Annotated in this window: 19 protein-coding genes and 1 pseudogene; 1 reads left to right on the forward strand and 19 read right to left on the reverse strand. The window is 42.4% G+C overall.

What is annotated here, in order from left to right; genetic code table 11:
• The 16 genes and pseudogenes from WAM07_RS08815 to rpoE form a co-directional block, all read right to left on the reverse strand.
• A pseudogene (locus tag WAM07_RS08815) lies at positions 1-186 on the reverse strand (peptide chain release factor N(5)-glutamine methyltransferase); the annotation flags it as partial.
• A 1-nt stretch (position 187) separates the two neighbouring features.
• Positions 188-1,258 carry a peptide chain release factor 1 gene (prfA, locus tag WAM07_RS08820; RefSeq protein ID WP_422166116.1) on the reverse strand — a complete coding sequence of 357 codons (1,071 nt, stop codon included), beginning with the start codon at positions 1,256-1,258 and terminating at the stop codon, positions 188-190.
• Positions 1,259-1,411: 153 nt separating this feature from the next.
• Entirely contained in the window at positions 1,412-1,813 is a 402-nt protein-coding gene (locus tag WAM07_RS08825; protein WP_422166118.1) for a hypothetical protein, read from the reverse strand.
• A gap of 116 nt (positions 1,814-1,929) precedes the next feature.
• On the reverse strand, positions 1,930-2,097 hold the full coding sequence (locus tag WAM07_RS08830) for a hypothetical protein (RefSeq protein ID WP_422166119.1): 168 nt from the start codon (positions 2,095-2,097) through the stop codon (positions 1,930-1,932).
• A gap of 251 nt (positions 2,098-2,348) precedes the next feature.
• Positions 2,349-2,642, reverse strand: a complete 294-nt coding sequence (locus WAM07_RS08835; RefSeq protein ID WP_422166121.1) for a hypothetical protein — start codon at positions 2,640-2,642, stop codon at positions 2,349-2,351.
• Between the two features lie 68 nt (positions 2,643-2,710).
• Positions 2,711-3,400: a Na-translocating system protein MpsC family protein gene (locus WAM07_RS08840; RefSeq protein WP_422166123.1), complete on the reverse strand. Its 690-nt coding sequence runs from the start codon at positions 3,398-3,400 to the stop codon at positions 2,711-2,713.
• Between the two features lie 380 nt (positions 3,401-3,780).
• Entirely contained in the window at positions 3,781-4,401 is a 621-nt protein-coding gene (locus tag WAM07_RS08845; protein WP_422166146.1) for a thymidine kinase, read from the reverse strand.
• Positions 4,402-4,775: 374 nt separating this feature from the next.
• Entirely contained in the window at positions 4,776-5,021 is a 246-nt protein-coding gene (locus tag WAM07_RS08850; protein ID WP_422166125.1) for a type B 50S ribosomal protein L31, read from the reverse strand.
• A 175-nt stretch (positions 5,022-5,196) separates the two neighbouring features.
• Entirely contained in the window at positions 5,197-6,486 is a 1,290-nt protein-coding gene (rho, locus tag WAM07_RS08855) for a transcription termination factor Rho (RefSeq protein WP_422166126.1), read from the reverse strand.
• 386 nt (positions 6,487-6,872) lie between these two features.
• The gene (locus WAM07_RS08860; RefSeq protein WP_422166128.1) at positions 6,873-7,046 is read right to left on the reverse strand and encodes a fructose-bisphosphatase class II; all 174 of its coding nucleotides are present in this window, start codon (positions 7,044-7,046) and stop codon (positions 6,873-6,875) included.
• 71 nt (positions 7,047-7,117) lie between these two features.
• Complete coding sequence (locus tag WAM07_RS08865; RefSeq protein WP_422166130.1) at positions 7,118-8,404, reverse strand: UDP-N-acetylglucosamine 1-carboxyvinyltransferase; 1,287 nt, start codon at positions 8,402-8,404, stop codon at positions 7,118-7,120.
• A 68-nt stretch (positions 8,405-8,472) separates the two neighbouring features.
• Positions 8,473-9,114 (reverse strand): fructose-6-phosphate aldolase, encoded by a 642-nt coding sequence (gene fsa / locus WAM07_RS08870; protein WP_014644852.1) that lies wholly within the window; start codon positions 9,112-9,114, stop codon positions 8,473-8,475.
• 113 nt (positions 9,115-9,227) lie between these two features.
• Positions 9,228-10,091 (reverse strand): class II fructose-1,6-bisphosphate aldolase, encoded by an 864-nt coding sequence (gene fba / locus WAM07_RS08875; protein WP_422166132.1) that lies wholly within the window; start codon positions 10,089-10,091, stop codon positions 9,228-9,230.
• A 159-nt stretch (positions 10,092-10,250) separates the two neighbouring features.
• Positions 10,251-10,619: a response regulator gene (locus tag WAM07_RS08880; RefSeq protein WP_422166134.1), complete on the reverse strand. Its 369-nt coding sequence runs from the start codon at positions 10,617-10,619 to the stop codon at positions 10,251-10,253.
• 1,169 nt (positions 10,620-11,788) lie between these two features.
• Positions 11,789-13,396, reverse strand: coding sequence for a CTP synthase (locus WAM07_RS08885; protein ID WP_224893969.1), 1,608 nt, complete (start codon positions 13,394-13,396; stop codon positions 11,789-11,791).
• 210 nt (positions 13,397-13,606) lie between these two features.
• Positions 13,607-14,143 (reverse strand): DNA-directed RNA polymerase subunit delta, encoded by a 537-nt coding sequence (gene rpoE / locus WAM07_RS08890; RefSeq protein ID WP_422166136.1) that lies wholly within the window; start codon positions 14,141-14,143, stop codon positions 13,607-13,609.
• Positions 14,144-14,553: 410 nt separating this feature from the next.
• On the opposite strand from rpoE, the gene WAM07_RS08895 reads away from it, so the two are divergent.
• Entirely contained in the window at positions 14,554-14,871 is a 318-nt protein-coding gene (locus tag WAM07_RS08895; protein ID WP_422166138.1) for a hypothetical protein, read from the forward strand.
• Between the two features lie 48 nt (positions 14,872-14,919).
• Here WAM07_RS08895 and icmF read toward each other — a convergent pair whose 3' ends face one another.
• The 3 genes from icmF to WAM07_RS08910 form a co-directional block, all read right to left on the reverse strand.
• On the reverse strand, positions 14,920-18,165 hold the full coding sequence (icmF, locus tag WAM07_RS08900) for a fused isobutyryl-CoA mutase/GTPase IcmF (RefSeq protein WP_422166140.1): 3,246 nt from the start codon (positions 18,163-18,165) through the stop codon (positions 14,920-14,922).
• A 19-nt stretch (positions 18,166-18,184) separates the two neighbouring features.
• Positions 18,185-18,814, reverse strand: a complete 630-nt coding sequence (locus tag WAM07_RS08905; RefSeq protein WP_422166142.1) for a TetR/AcrR family transcriptional regulator — start codon at positions 18,812-18,814, stop codon at positions 18,185-18,187.
• 2 nt (positions 18,815-18,816) lie between these two features.
• On the reverse strand, positions 18,817-19,425 hold a 609-nt coding region (locus tag WAM07_RS08910), incomplete at its 5' end, for an ArgK/MeaB family GTPase (protein ID WP_422166144.1).

The following is a 19,425-nucleotide window of genomic DNA, read 5'->3' on the forward strand; positions in this document are numbered from 1 at the left end:
CTCTACGAAGACCTCGCGTTTATTTTCCGGAAAAGGGTCTTTTTCATAAGCTAATAACTGTGCGAAAGACATTTTCAAAAAATGCTCCAGTAATAAATCCGCTACTCTTGTTTCCCGCGTATGCTTACCTAAAAAAACGGAAGCCCAGTGACGGGCTTCCTGAATCGTAGTAAAGTTTGAATTCATGTTATTCACCAATCTGCTCAAGCTTCTTCGTCTGCTCCTCAATAAGAAGAGCTTCAAGAATTTCGTCCATATTCCCTTGAAGAACTTGATCCAGCTTCTGTAAGGTTAAACCAATTCTATGGTCTGTAACACGCGTCTGTGGGAAGTTATACGTACGAATACGCTCTGAGCGGTCACCGGTGCCGACTGCAGATTTACGACTTTCATCGTATTCCGCTTGAGCTTCCTGCTGGAATTTATCATAGATACGAGCACGAAGAACCTTCATCGCTTTCTCTTTGTTCTTGATCTGAGATTTTTCATCCTGACAGGATACAACAATCCCGGTTGGCTCGTGGGTCAAACGGACAGCTGACATGGTCGTATTGACACTCTGCCCCCCTGGTCCACTTGAAGCAAACGTATCCACACGAATATCTTTATCGTGTACTTCAACCTCTACTTCTTCCGCTTCTGGCATAACCACAACAGTCGCCGTAGATGTATGAATTCGTCCGCCTGACTCTGTCTCAGGTACACGCTGGACACGATGAGCTCCGTTTTCAAACTTCATTTTGGAATAGGCACGCTCACCGTTCACAATAAAGATAATCTCTTTATACCCGCCTACATCGTTGGCATGGGCTTCAATCACTTCCGCTTTCCAGCCTTGCATTTCCGCATAGCGGGCATACATACGATATAGGTCGCCAGCGAATAAAGCAGCCTCATCGCCTCCGGCCGCACCGCGAATTTCCATAATAACGTTTTTATCATCATTAGGATCACTCGGAAGCATGAGGACTTTCAGACGTTCTTCTAATTCCTGTTTCTTCTGAGAGAGTTCATTAAGTTCTTCCTTCACCATTTCTTCCATATCATCATCAAGGTTATCATCAAGCATCGCTCTGGCATCGTCCCTTTGCTCGGTAACCTCTTTATATTCTCTATAAGCCTCTACGGTCTCCTGCAGACCGGATTGCTCTTTAGAGTATTCGCGAAGTTTATTCGTGTCAGAAATGACTTCAGGATCACTTAATAGCTCGTTTAATTTTTCATAACGATCTTCCAATGTTTGTAAGCGTTCGATCAATGGTATGCACCTCTTTCTCCATAACATTATAATTATATTATAGAGAACTCGCGGATACAACCTGAGCTCCTTCACTAATCTGAAGAACCTGGATGCTGGCTGCGAAAAATGCCTGGTCAGTCTTTAAAAAAAGAAAACGACCAGGCACATTCCTTATTTAATCTTTACATGAATATTGTAGCGAGGTACAGCTTTATATACGGCTTGCTTGATTTCAGATTTCCATTCTTCGATTTCTTCGTCCGACATTTTATCTTCATTCTTCATATCAACCGAAACCCAGACTTGACTCGCTTCCAGAATTACTCGTTTGACTTCAACACCTGGCACTTCATCGGCAGCTTCTTTAATAAGCTTTCGATCTTGTTTCAGCCCCCATGAGTCACCAACATATTTAATTAAACGAGGGTTTTGAGTATCCGTCGTTATCTTCTCATTCATACCCATATTTTCTACGTCGTCTCTGCTTGTCTGCCCTTGATACTTATCCACTTGAAGTCCGCACCCTGAGAGAAACAATACGGCAGCAAGAACGACTATCGTGTACCGAAACATGACAATCACCTCTTCTCTTTTACCGTTATTGTTCTCTCAGACCAACGGGTTTATGTATGGTTTACAAAGTAAAAAAAGGTGCCTCCCTTTTCGGGAATGCACCTTCCTTCCTACTTTCATTCTTTTATAGTCAGTTTATACTTACTTGGTATAATCGCTTCTTTAGCAATAAGCTGTTTATACTTCTCTGCTTCACCGTAGCTTTTGAACGTTATTTCTTTATTATCTTTTCTAAATTCAATGACTATATGATAATCATCTACACCAACAATGCGATAAGTCATTTCAAGACCCCTTTCTCTTGTCCATACACAAGAAACTCACATTATTTTACAATCCAAAAAGACAAAAGCCGAAAAGGCCACTTATAGTGGTCTTTTCGGCTTTTGTCTAGCTCTATTCTCTAGTCAAACTTTACCGGAAATACGATTTAAAATTGTAATTAAATTCTTATTATAGACGGAACTTATTTGAACCATCTCTAATTACTATTATAGTATAGAATCCACTTGAATAAAAGGGGTCTAAAGTCAGGCTAAATGGATTCTTTCCACTCTTTTTTTGTGGAGCGGGTTTGAAACCCCATAATTTTTTCACACATCTCTGCATATTTTAAACACATTTGATAGGTATCTTCCCTAAGAGAATCCTGTTCAAGTTTAAGGCAGTCTGCCGCACATGCCCGGCAGACTTCAGCACAGGACTTGCACATATCTTCCGCCATTCGGCTGTTATTCTGATGAACCTCTACAGCATAAGCATAAGCTTGACAGCAATTTTTTAACAAATCAGCTTTTTTTAATAATGGGCTGGAACCAGACGCAGGCATCGTTATTCCACCTTTCCTTTACAGGAATGTCACACCTTTTGTAAAAAAGAGCTTGTCCTTTTCTATTCTCAGCTTTCAGGCTTCACAATTAAAATAATGTGACTAAAGTCAGAGTCAAAATCCCAATCCACAAAGATGTCTTCTACTTTCAATTGTAATACTTTTTCTAAAGACAGTTGATGAAGCAGTCTCTTCTCAAGATGGCGTTTAGCCATTCTTAGTTGTTCACCAAATCCGGAACGAATCATTTCTTTTTCAATAGCCACTAGTATACCATTACGTTCCACTACTATCGTGCGGTCGTTGATTTTAAAAGAGTTAACCGATTCCGGTACTTTTTCCGCTTGCTTGGAGACTTTTTTTATTTCTTCCTGAAGAGCCGCTTTGTGCTGATAATCCTTCACGGATGGATCTAACTCTTCATCTGATTGAATAACTCCAATTATCATCCCAGTACGGTTTGTCAGCGACCAGTCGTAATAAAGGGAGTTCAATTCTATTCCAGCTGTGGCACGGAATGTCGCTTTAATATCAGGGATTAATTCCTGCATAAGTAAATCACGGGTTTCCTCTACTTTATCTTTATTGTTCTGACTAACAAGCAGTTTTTCCATCGGAGCCAGAAAATCCTTCAAGTAAATTGTTACATAAGGTTTTTGAATGGTAACGTAAACGGAAGCCGGTCCTTTTCCGAAGTTATCACGCAAAAGCTTCCCGATATAGCTGGATATTTCAGATTGCAATGAACGTTCCTCCATACATGTCATCCTTTTAAAAAGCTTTTTTATAGTCTTTAATCATTTTTCCACTAGCATTGTTATATTAAACGTTCCCCAATACATCCAAAATTATAAATAAGGCTAATTTAAGAATATTGACATTCTAATTGTTAAATGATTCTCGTAAGGAATCGAAAAAATATTGGAGGAATTAAGCGTCTTTTCCAGGTCGTACTTCCACAAACTGTACGTTTCCTAAGCGGCTATAGAGTTATCGAACAGAGCATCCTTTCGGAGAACTGCTTATGCTTGCACCCCTAACGCCAGACATAATCATCATACTGTGTTTAATTACAGGAGAGCCAATAATTAAAAAACCGGTTGTGTACATTCTACACAACCGGTTTTCCTGTTTCTATTTATTCTCTTTCAGCATAGGCCGCTTTCACCTGCTGCTGCCTGGGTTTATGAGGAACTTCATGGTGATGGCGGCAGCGCGGTTCGTAAGATTCAGATGCCCCAACCAAAATAATGGGATCATGGTAAGAAGCTGGTTTTCCATCTATTAAACGCTGTGTCCGGCTTGCCGGCGAACCACATATAGGACAAATTGCATTTAATTTAGTGATACTCTCACTAAGAGCCATCATCTCCGGCATCTTCCCAAAAGGCTCTCCCCGAAAATCTGTATCCAGTCCTGCCGTAATGACACGAATTCCCCGATCAGCCAGACATTCTGCTACTTCTACAATGTGTTCATCAAAAAACTGTACTTCATCAATCCCGACGATATCCACTTCATCACCCACATCACTCAGGATGTCCAGAGATTCTTTCATTGGGCGCGCCAAAACTGAAGTGCCGTTGTGAGACACGACTGCATCTTCTTTATAACGATCATCAACGGCCGGTTTATATACACGAACCGTTAAGTTGCCAAACGTTGCACGGCGTACCCGGCGAATTAATTCCTCCGATTTTCCACTGAACATACTTCCACAAATGACTTCTACCCATCCGCTTTGCTTCATTACATACACGTCCACTGTCGCTCCCTTCTTACACAATCAACACGTCTCCAAGGTTTCATAAAAAAGAGCCCTCCTGATTGACTCCGCCCCTGAACGAATGATCAATCGCTCACGGACCATCAAGGACAGCTCTATGTATAAAGATTATAGAGGACTCGAGCAACCAATCCTAACATAAACAAAACTATAAAGTAGCCGCTTTTCCGTTCCACAATATAGTTTCACTTATGTTAACCATCTTGTTTCGGTTCATTTCTGAAAATGGTTCTCTCTCGCTCTGTTTTCAGTCATTTTTGACAAAAAAACAGGCAAACCATAAAGACAATTTGCCTGTTCTTGTTCAAAATTATGCAGCATCCATCCATAAGGATAGACGCTCATTATTATGAAAGGTTATATTTTTTCTTGAAGCGATCCACACGGCCACCAGCTTTGTCAGCTTTCTGTTTGCCAGTGTAGAACGGATGAGACGCAGAACTAATCTCGATACGGATCAATGGATACGTGTTTCCATCTTCCCACTCGATCGTTTCTTCGGATGCTTGAGTAGATCCGGTTAGAAACTTGAAATTAGAACTTGTGTCTAGGAATACAACTTTACGGTATTCTGGATGAATTCCTGTTTTCATGTTCTTCCACTCCTTTTTGCCCTGATTCCTTTAGAAACAGAGTTATTGTAAGAGCCGTCGAAGGTTAGTTTAAACACCTTTTACTGAAACTCACATAGAAAGATTATAACAGGGTACACCCCCCATTGCAAGATAAGATCCTGCATGGTCTTTAGGTGAAAATAATTTAAGAGTACTAGGAACGTCTTCCTTGAGCTGATTTGCCTTGCATATCTTTATTCATCATTTCAAAAAATTCTTCGTTGTTCTTGGAACTTTTGAGTCGTTTCATGAATCGCTCTGAGAAATCAGGGGCATCCGACATCATTTTTCGTATGGCCCAAATTTTTTCTAAATGATCTTTTTTAAGAAGTAGTTCTTCTTTACGGGTGCCTGAACGAAGTAGATCAATCGCTGGAAAGATTCGACGCTCAGCCAGACTTCGATCCAGATGGAGCTCCATGTTGCCTGTTCCTTTAAATTCTTCATAGATGACATCATCCATACGAGATCCTGTATCCACTAAAGCAGTAGCCAATATAGTCATGCTGCCGCCTTCTTCAATATTTCTGGCCGCTCCAAAAAAGCGCTTCGGACGGTGAAAGGCAGCGGGATCTATTCCCCCGGAAAGCGTTCGTCCACTTGGAGGAATGACTAAGTTGTAGGCTCTAGCGAGTCTCGTAATACTATCCATTAAGATAATAACATCACGCTTATGCTCTACTAAGCGCATGGCACGTTCTAACACAAGCTCCGATACTTTAATATGGTTCTCTGGAACTTCATCAAAGGTAGAGCTGACCACATCTACATCGGAATGGACGGAGCGCTCAATATCGGTAACCTCTTCCGGACGCTCATCAACAAGTAAAATGATGAGTTTTGCATCAGGGTGGTTAGTGGTAATGCTGTTAGCCATTTGCTTAAGCAGCATTGTCTTACCAGCTTTTGGAGGTGCCACAATGAGTCCGCGCTGGCCATAACCCACCGGGGAAATAACATCCATCACACGTGTAGAAATTTTTTTAGACTCTGTCTCCAATTTCATATGACGATCCGGATACAGAGGTGTAAGAGCAGGGAAATGCACCCTCTCTTTTGCTGAATCAGGATCTTCTCCGTTAACGGCATCTACGTGCAGCAATCCATAGTAACGTTCATTTTCTTTTGGTGGACGTACCTTTCCCGATACTTTATCTCCGTTTCTTAAGTCAAATCGACGAATTTGGGAAGCGGAGATATAGATATCCTCAGCACTTGGAGAATAATTAATCGGGCGAAGAAAACCAAATCCTTCTGACGGAATGATCTCTAAAATTCCATCCATAAATAAAAAGCCATCTTTCTCGGCCTGCGCTTTCAATATAGCAAAGATTAATTCTCTTTTTGTCAGTTTTGCATAATAGGAGACTTTGTACTGTCGTGCTTTCGCATAAAGTCCCTTTAACGTCATCGTCTCTAAATTGGAGATGGTTAAATCTGCCACAAAATCACCACTTTTATTTTTATTTCTAATCGAATCTGAACGGGAAACTTTTCCACTGTAAGCTTATTAATGTGGAAAGAAAATTGACTTCTCTATTGAATGTCGGAATGAAAGTAAAAGGAGAAGTTAAGTGAAGTTAAATTCTGAAGCTTACGGAGGGATAAACAGTCCATTCTCTTCTATCTCTATCGAACAACCTATATTGTACTCTTGTCCTTCTGAGGATTCAATCGTAAATTTTGGGAACATGCTGAGAAGACGTGCGGAATCTTTTCGTAGAATAGGAGGAAGCCGGTAGCCCGGCTTCCAAATTTTAAAGATTTAGCTATGCTGCAGTTAATTTGCCTATCACAATTCTATTGTCAATAAAATTGCTACCGTAACTTTCACTTGTAGGACGCAGTTACTATCTTTATGTCTTTACATCTCTCAAGGTCTTCATCTTTAGATGGTATTAGCTTCCCTTGAATGTCTCCACCTAAACATTTAAAAGCAGCAGGCACCATCCCTTCCAGTGCCCAGCCTGGATCAATCCGATAATTTCGGTCTCGTTTGGTCAAAAGCCATATGAATTACCTCGGCGTCAGCACCGTGCAGGATCATTTAACTTTTGCTCATGTTCCTCGAATACCTAGGAATTCTGAAATTGTTCAATTTCTCGCTCTGACATTTCCTCATACCAGACGTTGGCACCGAGTTCAATCAACTTATTCGTAATGTTTTCATATCCTCGCTCAATATGATCGACACCTGTAATCTCCGTAATTCCTTCTGCCATCAGCCCTGCAATAACAAGAGCAGCACCAGCACGAAGATCTGAAGCCTTTACTTTTGCCCCTTGTAATTTGGAAGGTCCAGCGACGATAGCTGAGCCGCCTTCGACTTTTATAGCAGCATTCATACGTCGCAGTTCATCCACGTGTTTAAAACGTGCCTGGTAAATGGTATCCGTTACAATCCCTGTTCCTTCTGCTTTTGTAAGCAGAGAAGTGAGCGGCTGTTGTAAATCGGTAGGGAACCCTGGATATACAAGCGTTTTAATATCCACACTTCGCAGATGCTTCCCAGGACGTACATATAATTGTTCGTCATTTTCCTCTATCGTTACGCCCATTTCACGCAGCTTAGCGAGTAAGGATTCAAGGTGCTGAGGAATAACATTATCAATGATCATTTCATCCCCTTGAGCTGCAGCCATAATCGTATAAGTTCCGGCTTCAATCCGGTCAGGAATAATGGTATGCAAGCAACCTTTTAGTTCCTGCACTCCCTCAATCCGGATAACATCCGTTCCCGCTCCTTTAATTTTAGCCCCCATACTTGTGAGTAGTGTAGCTACATCAATGATTTCAGGCTCTTTTGCTGCATTTTCAATGACAGTCTTTCCTTTGGCTCTCACAGCAGCAAGCATAATGTTGATAGTAGCTCCTACACTTACAACATCTAAGTATATTCGCGCACCACGCAACTCTTTAGCCCGAAGATAAATAGCCCCTTGCTCGTTTGTCACTTCAGCTCCTAATGCCTCGAAGCCTTTAATATGCTGATCAATCGGCCTTGGTCCTAAATGACAACCACCCGGCAGTCCGATAACCGCCTTATTAAACCGTCCAAGCATCGCTCCCATGAAATAATAAGAGGCCCTCAGCCTTTTCACTTTTCCATTTGGAAGCGGCATGGAAACCATTTGGGAAGGATCGATGTGGATGGTTCGTCCATCTTTTTTCACCGAGCCTCCGATTTCTTCTAAAAGATCGGACAAGATCCCAACATCTGAAATGTCAGGAAGTCCTTCAATTGTGACTGGAGAATCAGCTAGAATAGCTGCCGGAAGCAAAGCAACGGCACTGTTTTTCGCACCGCTTACGCGGACTTGTCCACGCAAACGCGATCCACCTTCTACTAATAATTTATGCATGAGATACTCCTCGCTTTAAAGGTAAAAGTTGATGACCTTATTATGTGCAATTTTTACCATTTAACACGTTATTTTTGATTGTTCCAGTCATTAAGAAATTTTTCAATCCCTTGTTCCGTAAGTGGGTGCTGAACAATCTGCTCGAAAATCTTGTAAGGAACGGTCGCAATATGAGCTCCGTGGATAGCGGCTTCTGTTACATGGATTGGATGACGAACCGAAGCTGCAATGATTTCTGTATCAATTGCATGACGGTCGAATATTTCGGAGATCTGCGCAACCAGCTCCATCCCGTTTTGACCAATATCATCCAATCGGCCAAGGAAAGGAGAAACGTAAGAAGCTCCAGCACGAGCAGCCATCAATGCTTGGTTGGCAGAAAAAATAAGAGTGACATTTGTTTGGATATTCAATTCACTTAAGGTTTTAACGGCCTTCAGACCTTCAAGCGTCATAGGAACTTTCACGGTAATATTAGGAGCAATAGCCGCAAGCTCTTTACCTTCTTCAACCATAGACTCAGCATCTTCTGATACGACCTCTGCACTGACAGAGCCGTCTATTTCTCCCGTAATTTCCTTCAAGCGTTCGTGGAAAGAAACTCCTTCTTTCGCTACGAGACTCGGATTTGTCGTTACTCCAGATAATAACCCCAGGGATTTAGCCTCACGGATATGGTCAATGTTCGCTGTATCAATAAAGAATTTCATTTTGTAAATCCACCTTCCAAACATTTATTTAATGAAAATTGTCGAATGATTGCGTTTTCATTCATGTGGAAAAGGAAACCGCTACGATGTAACGGCTTCCTGTTCTTGAGTGATTATGCTTTTTGAGAGGAACCAAATTCACGCATTTTGCCGATTACTGTTTCTTTAATCGCGTCACGTCCTGGTCCTAGATATTTACGAGGGTCATACTGCTCAGGCTGTTCAGCTAATACTTGACGCACAGCTTTTCCTTGAGCCATTTGGCTTTCAGTATTTACGTTGATTTTTGCTGTTCCGAATGAGATCGCTTTTTTCACGTCAGCTGTTGGAATTCCAGTACCACCGTGAAGAACAAGCGGTTTGTCTACAAGACCCATGATTTCTTCCATGCGGTCAAAACCTAGGTTTGGTTCACCTTTATAAGGACCGTGCACAGAACCAAGAGCCGGAGCAAATACATCAACATTCGTTTCGTCCACTAGTTTTTTACACTCAGATGGAATCGCATAAGCTGCTTCTGCATCATCTACGATAATATCATCTTCCTGACCACCTACACGACCAAGCTCCGCTTCTACAGATACACCGTGAATGTGTGCTAATTCCACTACCTTTTTAGTTAGTGCTATGTTTTCTTCCAGTGGATCATGGGAAGCATCAATCATAACAGAAGTAAATCCTGCGTGGATCGCTTCGGCGCATTTTTCAAAGCTTGAACCATGATCAAGGTGAATTGCTACCGGTACAGTTGTACCATAAGATTTCATAAGCGCTTTAACCATGTCAACCACGACGTTAAAGCCGCCCATATATCGACCAGCGCCCTCAGAAACCCCAAGGATAACTGGAGATTGCTCTTCTTCAGCAGCCTGCAGGATTGCTTGAGCATATTCAAGATTGTTAAGGTTGAACTGTCCTACTCCGTAGCGTTCTTGCTTAGCTGTTTCTAGCATTTCTTTCATTGATACCAGTGGCATGAAAGATCCTCCTTTTGTAAATACGATCTATACTCTACACGTATATTTCCATATGAAATTATACCATGCAAGTTTACTCACAGTAATAGAATACCAATACCCTATCCCAGGTGCAACACTCTAAAAGCGGTATAACGCTTACATTTAAAAAATATTAGTTCAGCTACTATGTGTTAAGGTTCCAGATACCATTTCTTTCAATTTATGGATATCAAATGGCTTTAATATAATTTCCTGTACGAAAGGATATTCCATAGCTTTTTCAATGGATTCTCTAGACCGGCCTGTAATAATAAGAACCGGTGCTGTAAAACCGATTTCATCCAGATGAGACAGCACTTCACTTCCATTCATGATCGGCAGATTGTAATCCATAATCACAAGGTCGATGCTATGTTGTTCAGCTAGCTCACAAGCTTGTTTTCCTGTTTTAGCGCTTATCGTTTCATATCCCTCGTTTTTTAAGATTTCTTCAAGTAACAGCCTAATACCGGCCTGGTCATCTACGATTAGTATCTTGTTCGACATGGTTTATCCCTGCCTTTCGAATATTAGTAAATATACACCTTTTCTCCTAGTCCTCTTCTTTCTCTCTGCATGTTTAGTTCGATGATTGTAAGCGATTTTCCTGCGCACACACGTTCGAGGCACGAATTTCTCTTGTTTTGAGATGAAGAAAGTCGATTTTTGTAATTTAACACGACTTGAAATAAAAGGCTTTTATATCTTAATTTGCTTATTTTTATATGATCCTGTCATGTGTTTTAGTTATTCTTTCATTAGAGCTTATTAAAGAAACGGGCCGGATTGTGTAAGACTCGATTTCAAGATAATTCGAGTCCGTTACGTCGTATGGAGAAGGGCTGGTGGGGAATTAACTCGCTTTCCTATGGGAGAACGTTGAGCTTCCTCGCTCGTTTCACTCCCTGCGGGATCTCACCTGCTTCCTTCTCCCATTCTTACACTCAAGATAGATGTAGTCACTAGCCAGTGCCTAAACTGCATGGAGTGCCATCCAGCTCCAGCACCTAGCGGCTAGTGAGACTTCCCTCACTTCTGTACGATAAGGCAACACCGAATCGCTCCGCTCTTCGTGTTTTCTTTATCTCCGCCAGCTCAGTCCAGTCCATACGCCGCTGATCAAGGTGCTTCCGCTTTTACCCTGGGAGTCTCGCCATTTCCCCACCAGCCCAACTATATTAGGGATAACGGCCCCTTCGGAAAGAGAGGATTTTTTCTTCCTTAACCTGCCTGAAGTGCTTATATAACAGGCTATCCCGCAAAGTTCAGCTTGAATTAAATATGTATGCCCATGTGATTATTTTTCTTCAAGTGGAGGAAGGATAAAGCCGTTTCGAGTCTCAGATTCGGTCAGGTCCGTAGGGGGACGATGAAGACTCCTGCGGGATGAACATGATCGGTGAGATCCCGCAGGGCTGTTTAGCCCGAGGAAGCTCAGCACATGCACGCGGAAAGCGAAATCGTCCCCCGGAGGACCTTTCGCTCACCAATATCTCGAAACTGAGTCTTCAACAAACGGGAGCTTATCTGTAACAAGAAATATGAAGATTTAATAGAGCTTTATATAAGGTTCCATTACAATAACTATCTCATTAAAACTACCAATTACGCTTAGATAGCCTGCAAAAAAAGATGTTACAACAGTATTGTCGTAACATCTTTTTATTACATATTTACTATTTCTGATTCATAGCTGCGCCTACAAAGCCATAGAAAAGCTCTTGAGGGCGAGTAGGGCGAGACTTAAATTCCGGATGGAACTGGCTGGCCACAAACCAAGGGTGGTCCTCTACTTCAATAATTTCGATTAATCTTCCGTCAGGACTGGTTCCAGAGAAGTTGAACCCAGCCGCTTCCATCTGATCACGATAATGATTATTGAACTCAAAACGATGACGGTGGCGTTCATATATTACCTCTTCCCCATAAGCTTCCAAAGCCCTGGAACCTTCCTTAAGGCGGGATGGATAGATGCCCAGTCGAAGTGTGCCGCCAAGATCCGACACCTCTTTCTGCTCAGGAAGAAGGTCGATGATCGGGTGCGGAGTAGACGGGTTGATTTCAGCCGAATGTGCCCCTTTCAGTCCCAGTACATTGCGAGCGAATTCCACGGTTGCCAACTGCATACCCAGGCAGATGCCAAGGAAAGGTACACGATGCTCACGCGCATAGCGAATAGCTTCGATCTTTCCTTCAATTCCACGATCTCCAAATCCACCAGGAACGAGAATACCATCAGCATCCTGTAATTGCTCTTGCACATTTGAGCTTGTGATAAATTCTGAATTGACCCATTTCACTTCAACATCCGCATTAAAGCTATATCCTGCATGTTTCAGAGCCTCTACCACTGAAATATAAGCATCCGGAAGCTCTACATACTTCCCTACAAGGGCAATGGTCGCTTTCTCTTCAAGGTTCTTCACCTGATTAATAAGCTGATTCCATTCTGTCATATCAGCTGGCGGGCAATCCAGACCAAAGTGATCACAAGTAAGCTGGTCTAAGTTCTGAGCTTGAAGAGTAATAGGTACGTGGTACAACGTATCTGCATCTCCCGCTTCGATTACAGCGTTTTTGTTGATATCACAGAAGAGCGCAATTTTTTCTTTCATATCCTCAGAGATCTCCATCTCTGTACGTAAGACGATAACGTCCGGCTGAATCCCAAGAGAACGTAATTCTTTAACACTGTGCTGGGTTGGTTTTGTCTTCATTTCACCAGCCGCTTTCAAATAAGGAACCAGGGTGCAATGAATATACATGACGTGATCACGGCCAATATCACTCTTAATTTGACGAATGGCTTCCAGGAATGGCAGTGATTCAATATCACCAACGGTTCCTCCGATTTCTGTAATGACAACGTCCGCATTCGTTTCATGAGCGGCACGAAAAACACGTTCTTTTATTTCATTAGTGATGTGAGGGATGACCTGGACCGTTCCGCCCAGATAATCTCCCCGGCGTTCTTTCTTAATTACGTTTGAATACACTTTACCTGTGGTTACGTTACTGAATTTATTCAAATTAATATCGATGAAACGTTCATAGTGCCCTAAATCCAAGTCTGTTTCTGCACCATCATCCGTTACAAATACTTCTCCGTGCTGATAAGGACTCATCGTCCCTGGGTCCACGTTGATGTAGGGATCGAATTTCTGAATCGTTACTTTAAGCCCCCGATTTTTTAATAATCTTCCCAATGACGCAGCTGTAATCCCTTTCCCTAAGGAAGATACCACACCGCCAGTTACAAATATATATTTCGTCTCTTTCGCCACTACGATCCCTCTTTCTCTATTAGTCATTATTAGTTATTCACTATAAATAAAAATTTGATGAATGGATTCAATTACCCATCCCTCGTTAATCGCACATAAAAAACAAAAAACGCTCCCCACACTTGGGGAGCGTTCGATTATTTCGTGTCAGAAATTAAAGAGCCCAAATAAGATTGTACTTATATCGGTTTTGAAAGTCAACCGCCGTTTTTATTTATCGTCGTCCTCATCTTCATCGCCTACGAAGCTCACGTCGTCTTCTACGATTTCTTCTTCCTCTTCATCCAAGTCGTCCTCTTCATAATCTCCATCATAATCATCGTCATCATCGAGATCTAGATCTTCATCGGTAAGTTCCACATCTTCTTCCACGTCATCTTCTTCGTTATTATCATACTCAGATACACCCAGTTCATCTTCCAGAAGCTTGGAAGGCTTTTTCTTTTTCTTCTTACGTTTCTGGGGAAGATTAGCAATTTCTTCTTCCATTTGCTCTACCGGATACCATTTTTTCAGTCCCCATCTATTTGTACCAATGGTCATAAATCCGCCATCAATATTCATGTCAGTATAAAACTGTGCAATATACTGTTCCCGCTCGGCTTCTGTAAAACCTTTCAATTTGGCAATACGGTGGAAGATTTCATTAAAGTCGATCGCTTCTCTTTCCTCTTCCAAAATGATCGTTGCAAGTTCAATCATTGATGTTTCATTAATCTGATCTTTGCTCAGTTCTTTTACGCTCACGATCCAGCACTCCTTTATATTCACAAAATAGGATAAGTGACCTCATAGGCATACGAATCACATTTAATCATACCACCCATTATATGATTAGGTCTTTTAAAAATCAAATAGATTATCGCAGGGTTCTCCTACCCTTTTGTATTCCTTTCTAACCAAGCATGTATGATTATAAACATCTACCTAAAACTATTTAGACAGGATATTTGGTGTTCGCCTCAAAATATTTTAAAATAAAGCTATGTTAAAACGTTCTTATATGATTTTTCATAAGAGAGTTATTCAATTTTGGCTTCGTTATCTGGAATTCTTAATTACATCACACCAACCTTCAGGAGTCAAAGCAATACGAAAAACCAGCACGGAGAGTTAGCAGATCATAGAGACATAGAACTATCAAAGGAGAGATTAACGTGAAAACCCATCCTTTCAACTGGTTTGCCACCATCATAGCCATCATAGCTGTTTCGATCTGGCTACTTACCAGCTATGGTAAAATTCACTCTACACACTTAACAGAAGCTACTATCTCAGAGAAGGTCCATGATGATAGTGGATACTACATTCAAGTGGATGGAAAGAAACTCCATGTAAAAGACACAAGCACCTGGATGCTTCTTGAAGCTGGTGAGCATTATGAAGTCACTTATGAATGGTACGGGATGAAAAAGCCATACGTTACAGATATTAATCAGGCCCATGATGAGGACCAAATCGGGGGCGGCCACTAGCCCCATTTAAACGCCCTGCCTCTTTAGTAGAGGCAGGGCGTTGTTCATTCACATATTCCTTCGGTACTGCCCACCTACTTCGTAAAGGGCATGCGTAATCTGACCAAGACTTGCCACACGGACGGTTTCCATCAATTCTTCAAAAATGTTTCCTCCACCGCTAGCTGTTTCTTTCAAACGGTTGAGTGCTTCTTCCGTTTCAGTTTGATTTGATTCTTGGAATTTACGGAGCTCCTGAATCTGATGCTCCTTTTCTTCTTTAGATGCACGGGCTAATTCCATGGAATCAATCTGATCTTCAGAAGGAGGATTAGGGTTGAGATACGTGTTCACCCCTACAATTGGCAGCTCCCCTGAATGTTTTTTACCTTCATAATAAAGGGATTCTTCCTGAATTTTACCTCGCTGGTACTGGCGCTCCATTGCACCCAGCACTCCCCCACGGTCGTTGATCCGTTCGAATTCCTGTAGAACCGCTTCTTCTACCAAATCTGTAAGTTCACGGATAATATAGGATCCCTGCAGTGAATTTTCATTTTTCGTTAAACCAAACTCCTTGCTGATAATCATTTGAATTGCCATAGCCCGTCGGACAGATTCCTCTGTCGGCGTAGTGATGGCCTCATCATAGGAATTGGTATGAAGCGAGTTACAATTGTCCTGGATGGCAATTAATGCCTGCAGGGTAGTCCGTATATCATTAAAATCAATTTCCTGTGCGTGAAGGGAGCGGCCAGACGTTTGAATATGATATTTAAGCTTTTGGCTGCGCTCGTTGGCTCCATACTTATCGCGCATAACAATCGCCCATATCCTGCGAGCGACCCGTCCGAGAACGGTATATTCCGGATCCAGTCCATTTGAGAAAAAGAAGGAAAGATTAGGCGCGAATTTGTTGATGTCCATCCCGCGGCTCAAATAATATTCGACATAGGTAAAACCGTTTGCGAGCGTGAATGCGAGCTGCGTAATGGGGTTCGCTCCTGCTTCCGCAATATGATATCCGGATATGGAGACAGAATAATAGTTCCGTACTTGATGATCAATAAAATACTGCTGAATATCTCCCATCATACGGAGTGCAAATTCTGTAGAAAAAATACATGTATTCTGACCTTGATCTTCTTTGAGAATATCGGCCTGCACAGTGCCTCGAACCACATTAATCGTCCGGGCTTTGACCTCTTCCGCTTCTTCACGATTAGGTTCACGTCCATGCTCTTCTCTGAATTTATCAAGCTGCTGATCAATGGCTGTATTGAAAAACATCGCTAAAATGATGGGAGCAGGTCCGTTAATGGTCATGGAAACCGAGGTGGTTGGATCGATTAAATCAAACCCATCATACAGCTTTTTCATATCTTCAAGTGTACAAATATTTACGCCGCTTTCCCCGACTTTACCGTAAATATCTGGCCGTTCATCCGGGTCTTCACCGTACAGGGTGACCGAATCAAAAGCTGTACTCAAACGCTTAGCTTCGTCTCCCTCAGATAAATAATGGAAACGACGATTGGTACGTTCCGGTGTGCCTTCTCCGGCAAACTGGCGTTTAGGATCTTCTCCTTTTCGTTTGAACGGGAACACTCCGGCTGTAAATGGAAAAGCGCCAGGAACATTTTCCCTGAGCAGCCAGCTGACGCGGTCGCCCCAATCCGAATATTTAGGCAGAGCGACTTTAGGAACTTTCAAACCGGTCAAGCTTTCAGTCGTAAGATCCATGGTAATTTCCTTGTCTCTCACTTTGAAGGTGTAGGTATCCCCGCTGTAGCGCTTATGCAGATCATCCCAGTCGTCCAATTTTTCTTTCGCTTCGCGGTCTATTGTTCGTTCATAATCTTCAATAAGCCGCTCGATACTTGCTTTTGCGGCTTCGTCCTCAAGCTGTTCAAGCGTGCCCTTCAATTGATAAAGTTTGCGGGCTTTTTCAGCCTGTGTTTTTGTATTTTTGTGATAATCACGGACAGCGAGTGAAAGATCTCGTAAGTATTGTTTTCGATCATTAGGAATAATTACGTTCTGCTTCTCTACTTTGCTTACGCGCTCAAAAGAGGTGTCGTCCTGCCAGGAGAATTTTTCGTTCAACTGATCGACAATAGCTGCAAAAAGTGTGTTGGTACCAGGATCATTAAATTGGCTCGCAATCGTTCCGTAAACAGGAAACTGGGTTTCGTCTTCATGGAACAGCATGTGGCTCCTCTGATATTGTTTTTTAACCTGATTCATAGCATCTTCAGAACCCTTTTGTTCAAACTTGTTGATAACGATAAAATCAGCAAAATCAATCATATCAATTTTCTCCAGTTGAGACGGCGCCCCAAATTCGGAAGTCATGACATACATTGATAAATCGGTGATATCGGTGATCGCGGCATCCCCCTGGCCGATCCCGCTCGTTTCTACAATGATCATGTCCATGCCGGCAGCCTTCAGAACATGGATAGACTCTTCCACGGCAGTAGAAAGTTCCGAGCGTGCTTCCCGCGTAGCAAGTGATCTCATATAAACCCTTGGGTTAAAAATTGCATTCATACGAATACGGTCGCCCAGCAGAGCGCCGCCTGTTTTCTTTTTCGTGGGGTCCACAGAAAGGATAGCTATCTTTTTATCAGGAATTTCGTTTATAAAGCGACGAATTAATTCATCGGTAAGAGAGCTTTTTCCTGCTCCTCCTGTGCCTGTGATTCCAAGGACAGGGATCGTCTTTTCCAGGGTATTTTCAACGGCAGTTTCAAAAGCGGCTACTGCTTCCCGCTCTTCTTTCGGAGTATTTTCTACATACGTAATAAACCGGGCGATCGCCTGGTGATTTCCCTCTGTCAGTTCTTCAATTCCTTTTTCTACGTTAAGCGGTGGAATAAAATCACATTCTTCAATCATCTGATTAATCATTCCCTGCAGACCTAACGTGCGTCCATCTTCCGGGGAGAATACTCGAGCGACTCCGTAGTCATGAAGCTCTTTAATTTCCCTCGGAATGATTACGCCTCCGCCTCCGCCGTAAACACGTATGTGGCCAGCTCCTTTTTGGTTTAGCAGATCAACCATATATTTAAAGTATTCCACATGCCCGCCTTGATAAGAAGAAATAGCAATTCCCTGCACATCTTCCTGCACAGCCGCATTCACCACATCTTCGACAGAGCGGTTATGGCCGAGGTGAATCACTTCTGCTCCTGTAGATTGCAAAATACGCCTCATAATATTAATGGAAGCATCGTGTCCATCAAACAAGCTGGATGCTGTCACAAAACGGACGGGGTTTTTCGGCTGATAAACCGTTGGTTGTTCCATATCCGAGTTCCTCCTTTAGTTAGGATCGTTCTTTTTCCTTGGTGTCCAGACCTTGAAGAAGCAATTGGATTTGCCCATCTGTATAAGATTCCAGCGTAAAAGAACGCTGCAGAATCCAACGCCTGAACCCCCACATTTGTCCTTGAACAAATATATTATTAGCAATCAGCTTAACTTCCTCTTTTGAGTGATGTTCAGGTAAGCTGTTCAAAATCACCTGCTCAAGCATGGCTACCATATCTCGTTCTTTCTGAAGAACATATTCCTGTGCCTCTCGTGAGAGTGATTTAACTTCCTGATACATCACAAGAACTTCATCCTGCATATCGTCCATAAGCTGAAAATAGGACTGTATGGCATGAATTAAACTCTTTATACTCGTCTGGGTGGGATCAATAGAAGCTTCCATACGTTCCTTTACACGCTGGTAAATAGAATCACAGACCAGAAAGAGCACGTCTTCCTTTTTACGGATATATTCATATAGGGTACCAATACTGAATCCTGAGGCTTTAGCGATCTCACGAGTGGTTGTTTTGTGGAACCCTTTTTCAATAAATAGGGTAACCGCTCCTTTAATCATCTGATTTCTTCGTTTCATAACCAGGACTTCATCTTTTATAGAAGAGGGAACTTGGTTTTCAGCCATCGTCATTCTCCTTTACTCATCCATTCTTGAAACCAGGAGTGTGCCAGCTGGTATGGATCTGCCTCCACGTCGTTCAATGACTTGAGCTTAGCAGAATCCTTTTCGATGGCATCTCTCACTTCGCGCCACACTTCCTCACGAATCAATTCATAGACTTCAAGCGTCAATTGCTGCTTCCTCCGTTTGAACCCTTGGCTTGTTTCATAAAGATAGTCCTGGTGCTCTTTCATACGATTAAATAATTCAGCCATTCCCTGGTTCTCTGTGGAAATTGTCTGTACAATAGGCGGGACCCACCCTTTAGGCTGAGCAATCATCATATACTCCTCAAGGGTCGTCTTCAGCTTTTCTACTCCTGGTAGATCAGCTTTATTAATAACGAACAGGTCAGCTATTTCCATAATGCCAGCTTTAAAGATTTGGAGCACATCCCCGCTGTTAGGAGTTAAAACGAGTCCTGTCGTATCCACAACTTTCATAATATCAAGTTCAGACTGACCGACCCCCACCGTTTCAACGAGAACTATATCAAACCCGTACGCATCACAGATCCGGATCGCGTCCTTGGTGGCGCGCGCAAGCCCTCCCAGACTCCCTCTTGTCGCCATACT

Origin of the sequence: Halobacillus sp. (assembly GCF_049282395.1) — a bacterium.
Lineage (GTDB): Bacteria > Bacillota > Bacilli > Bacillales > Halobacillaceae > Halobacillus.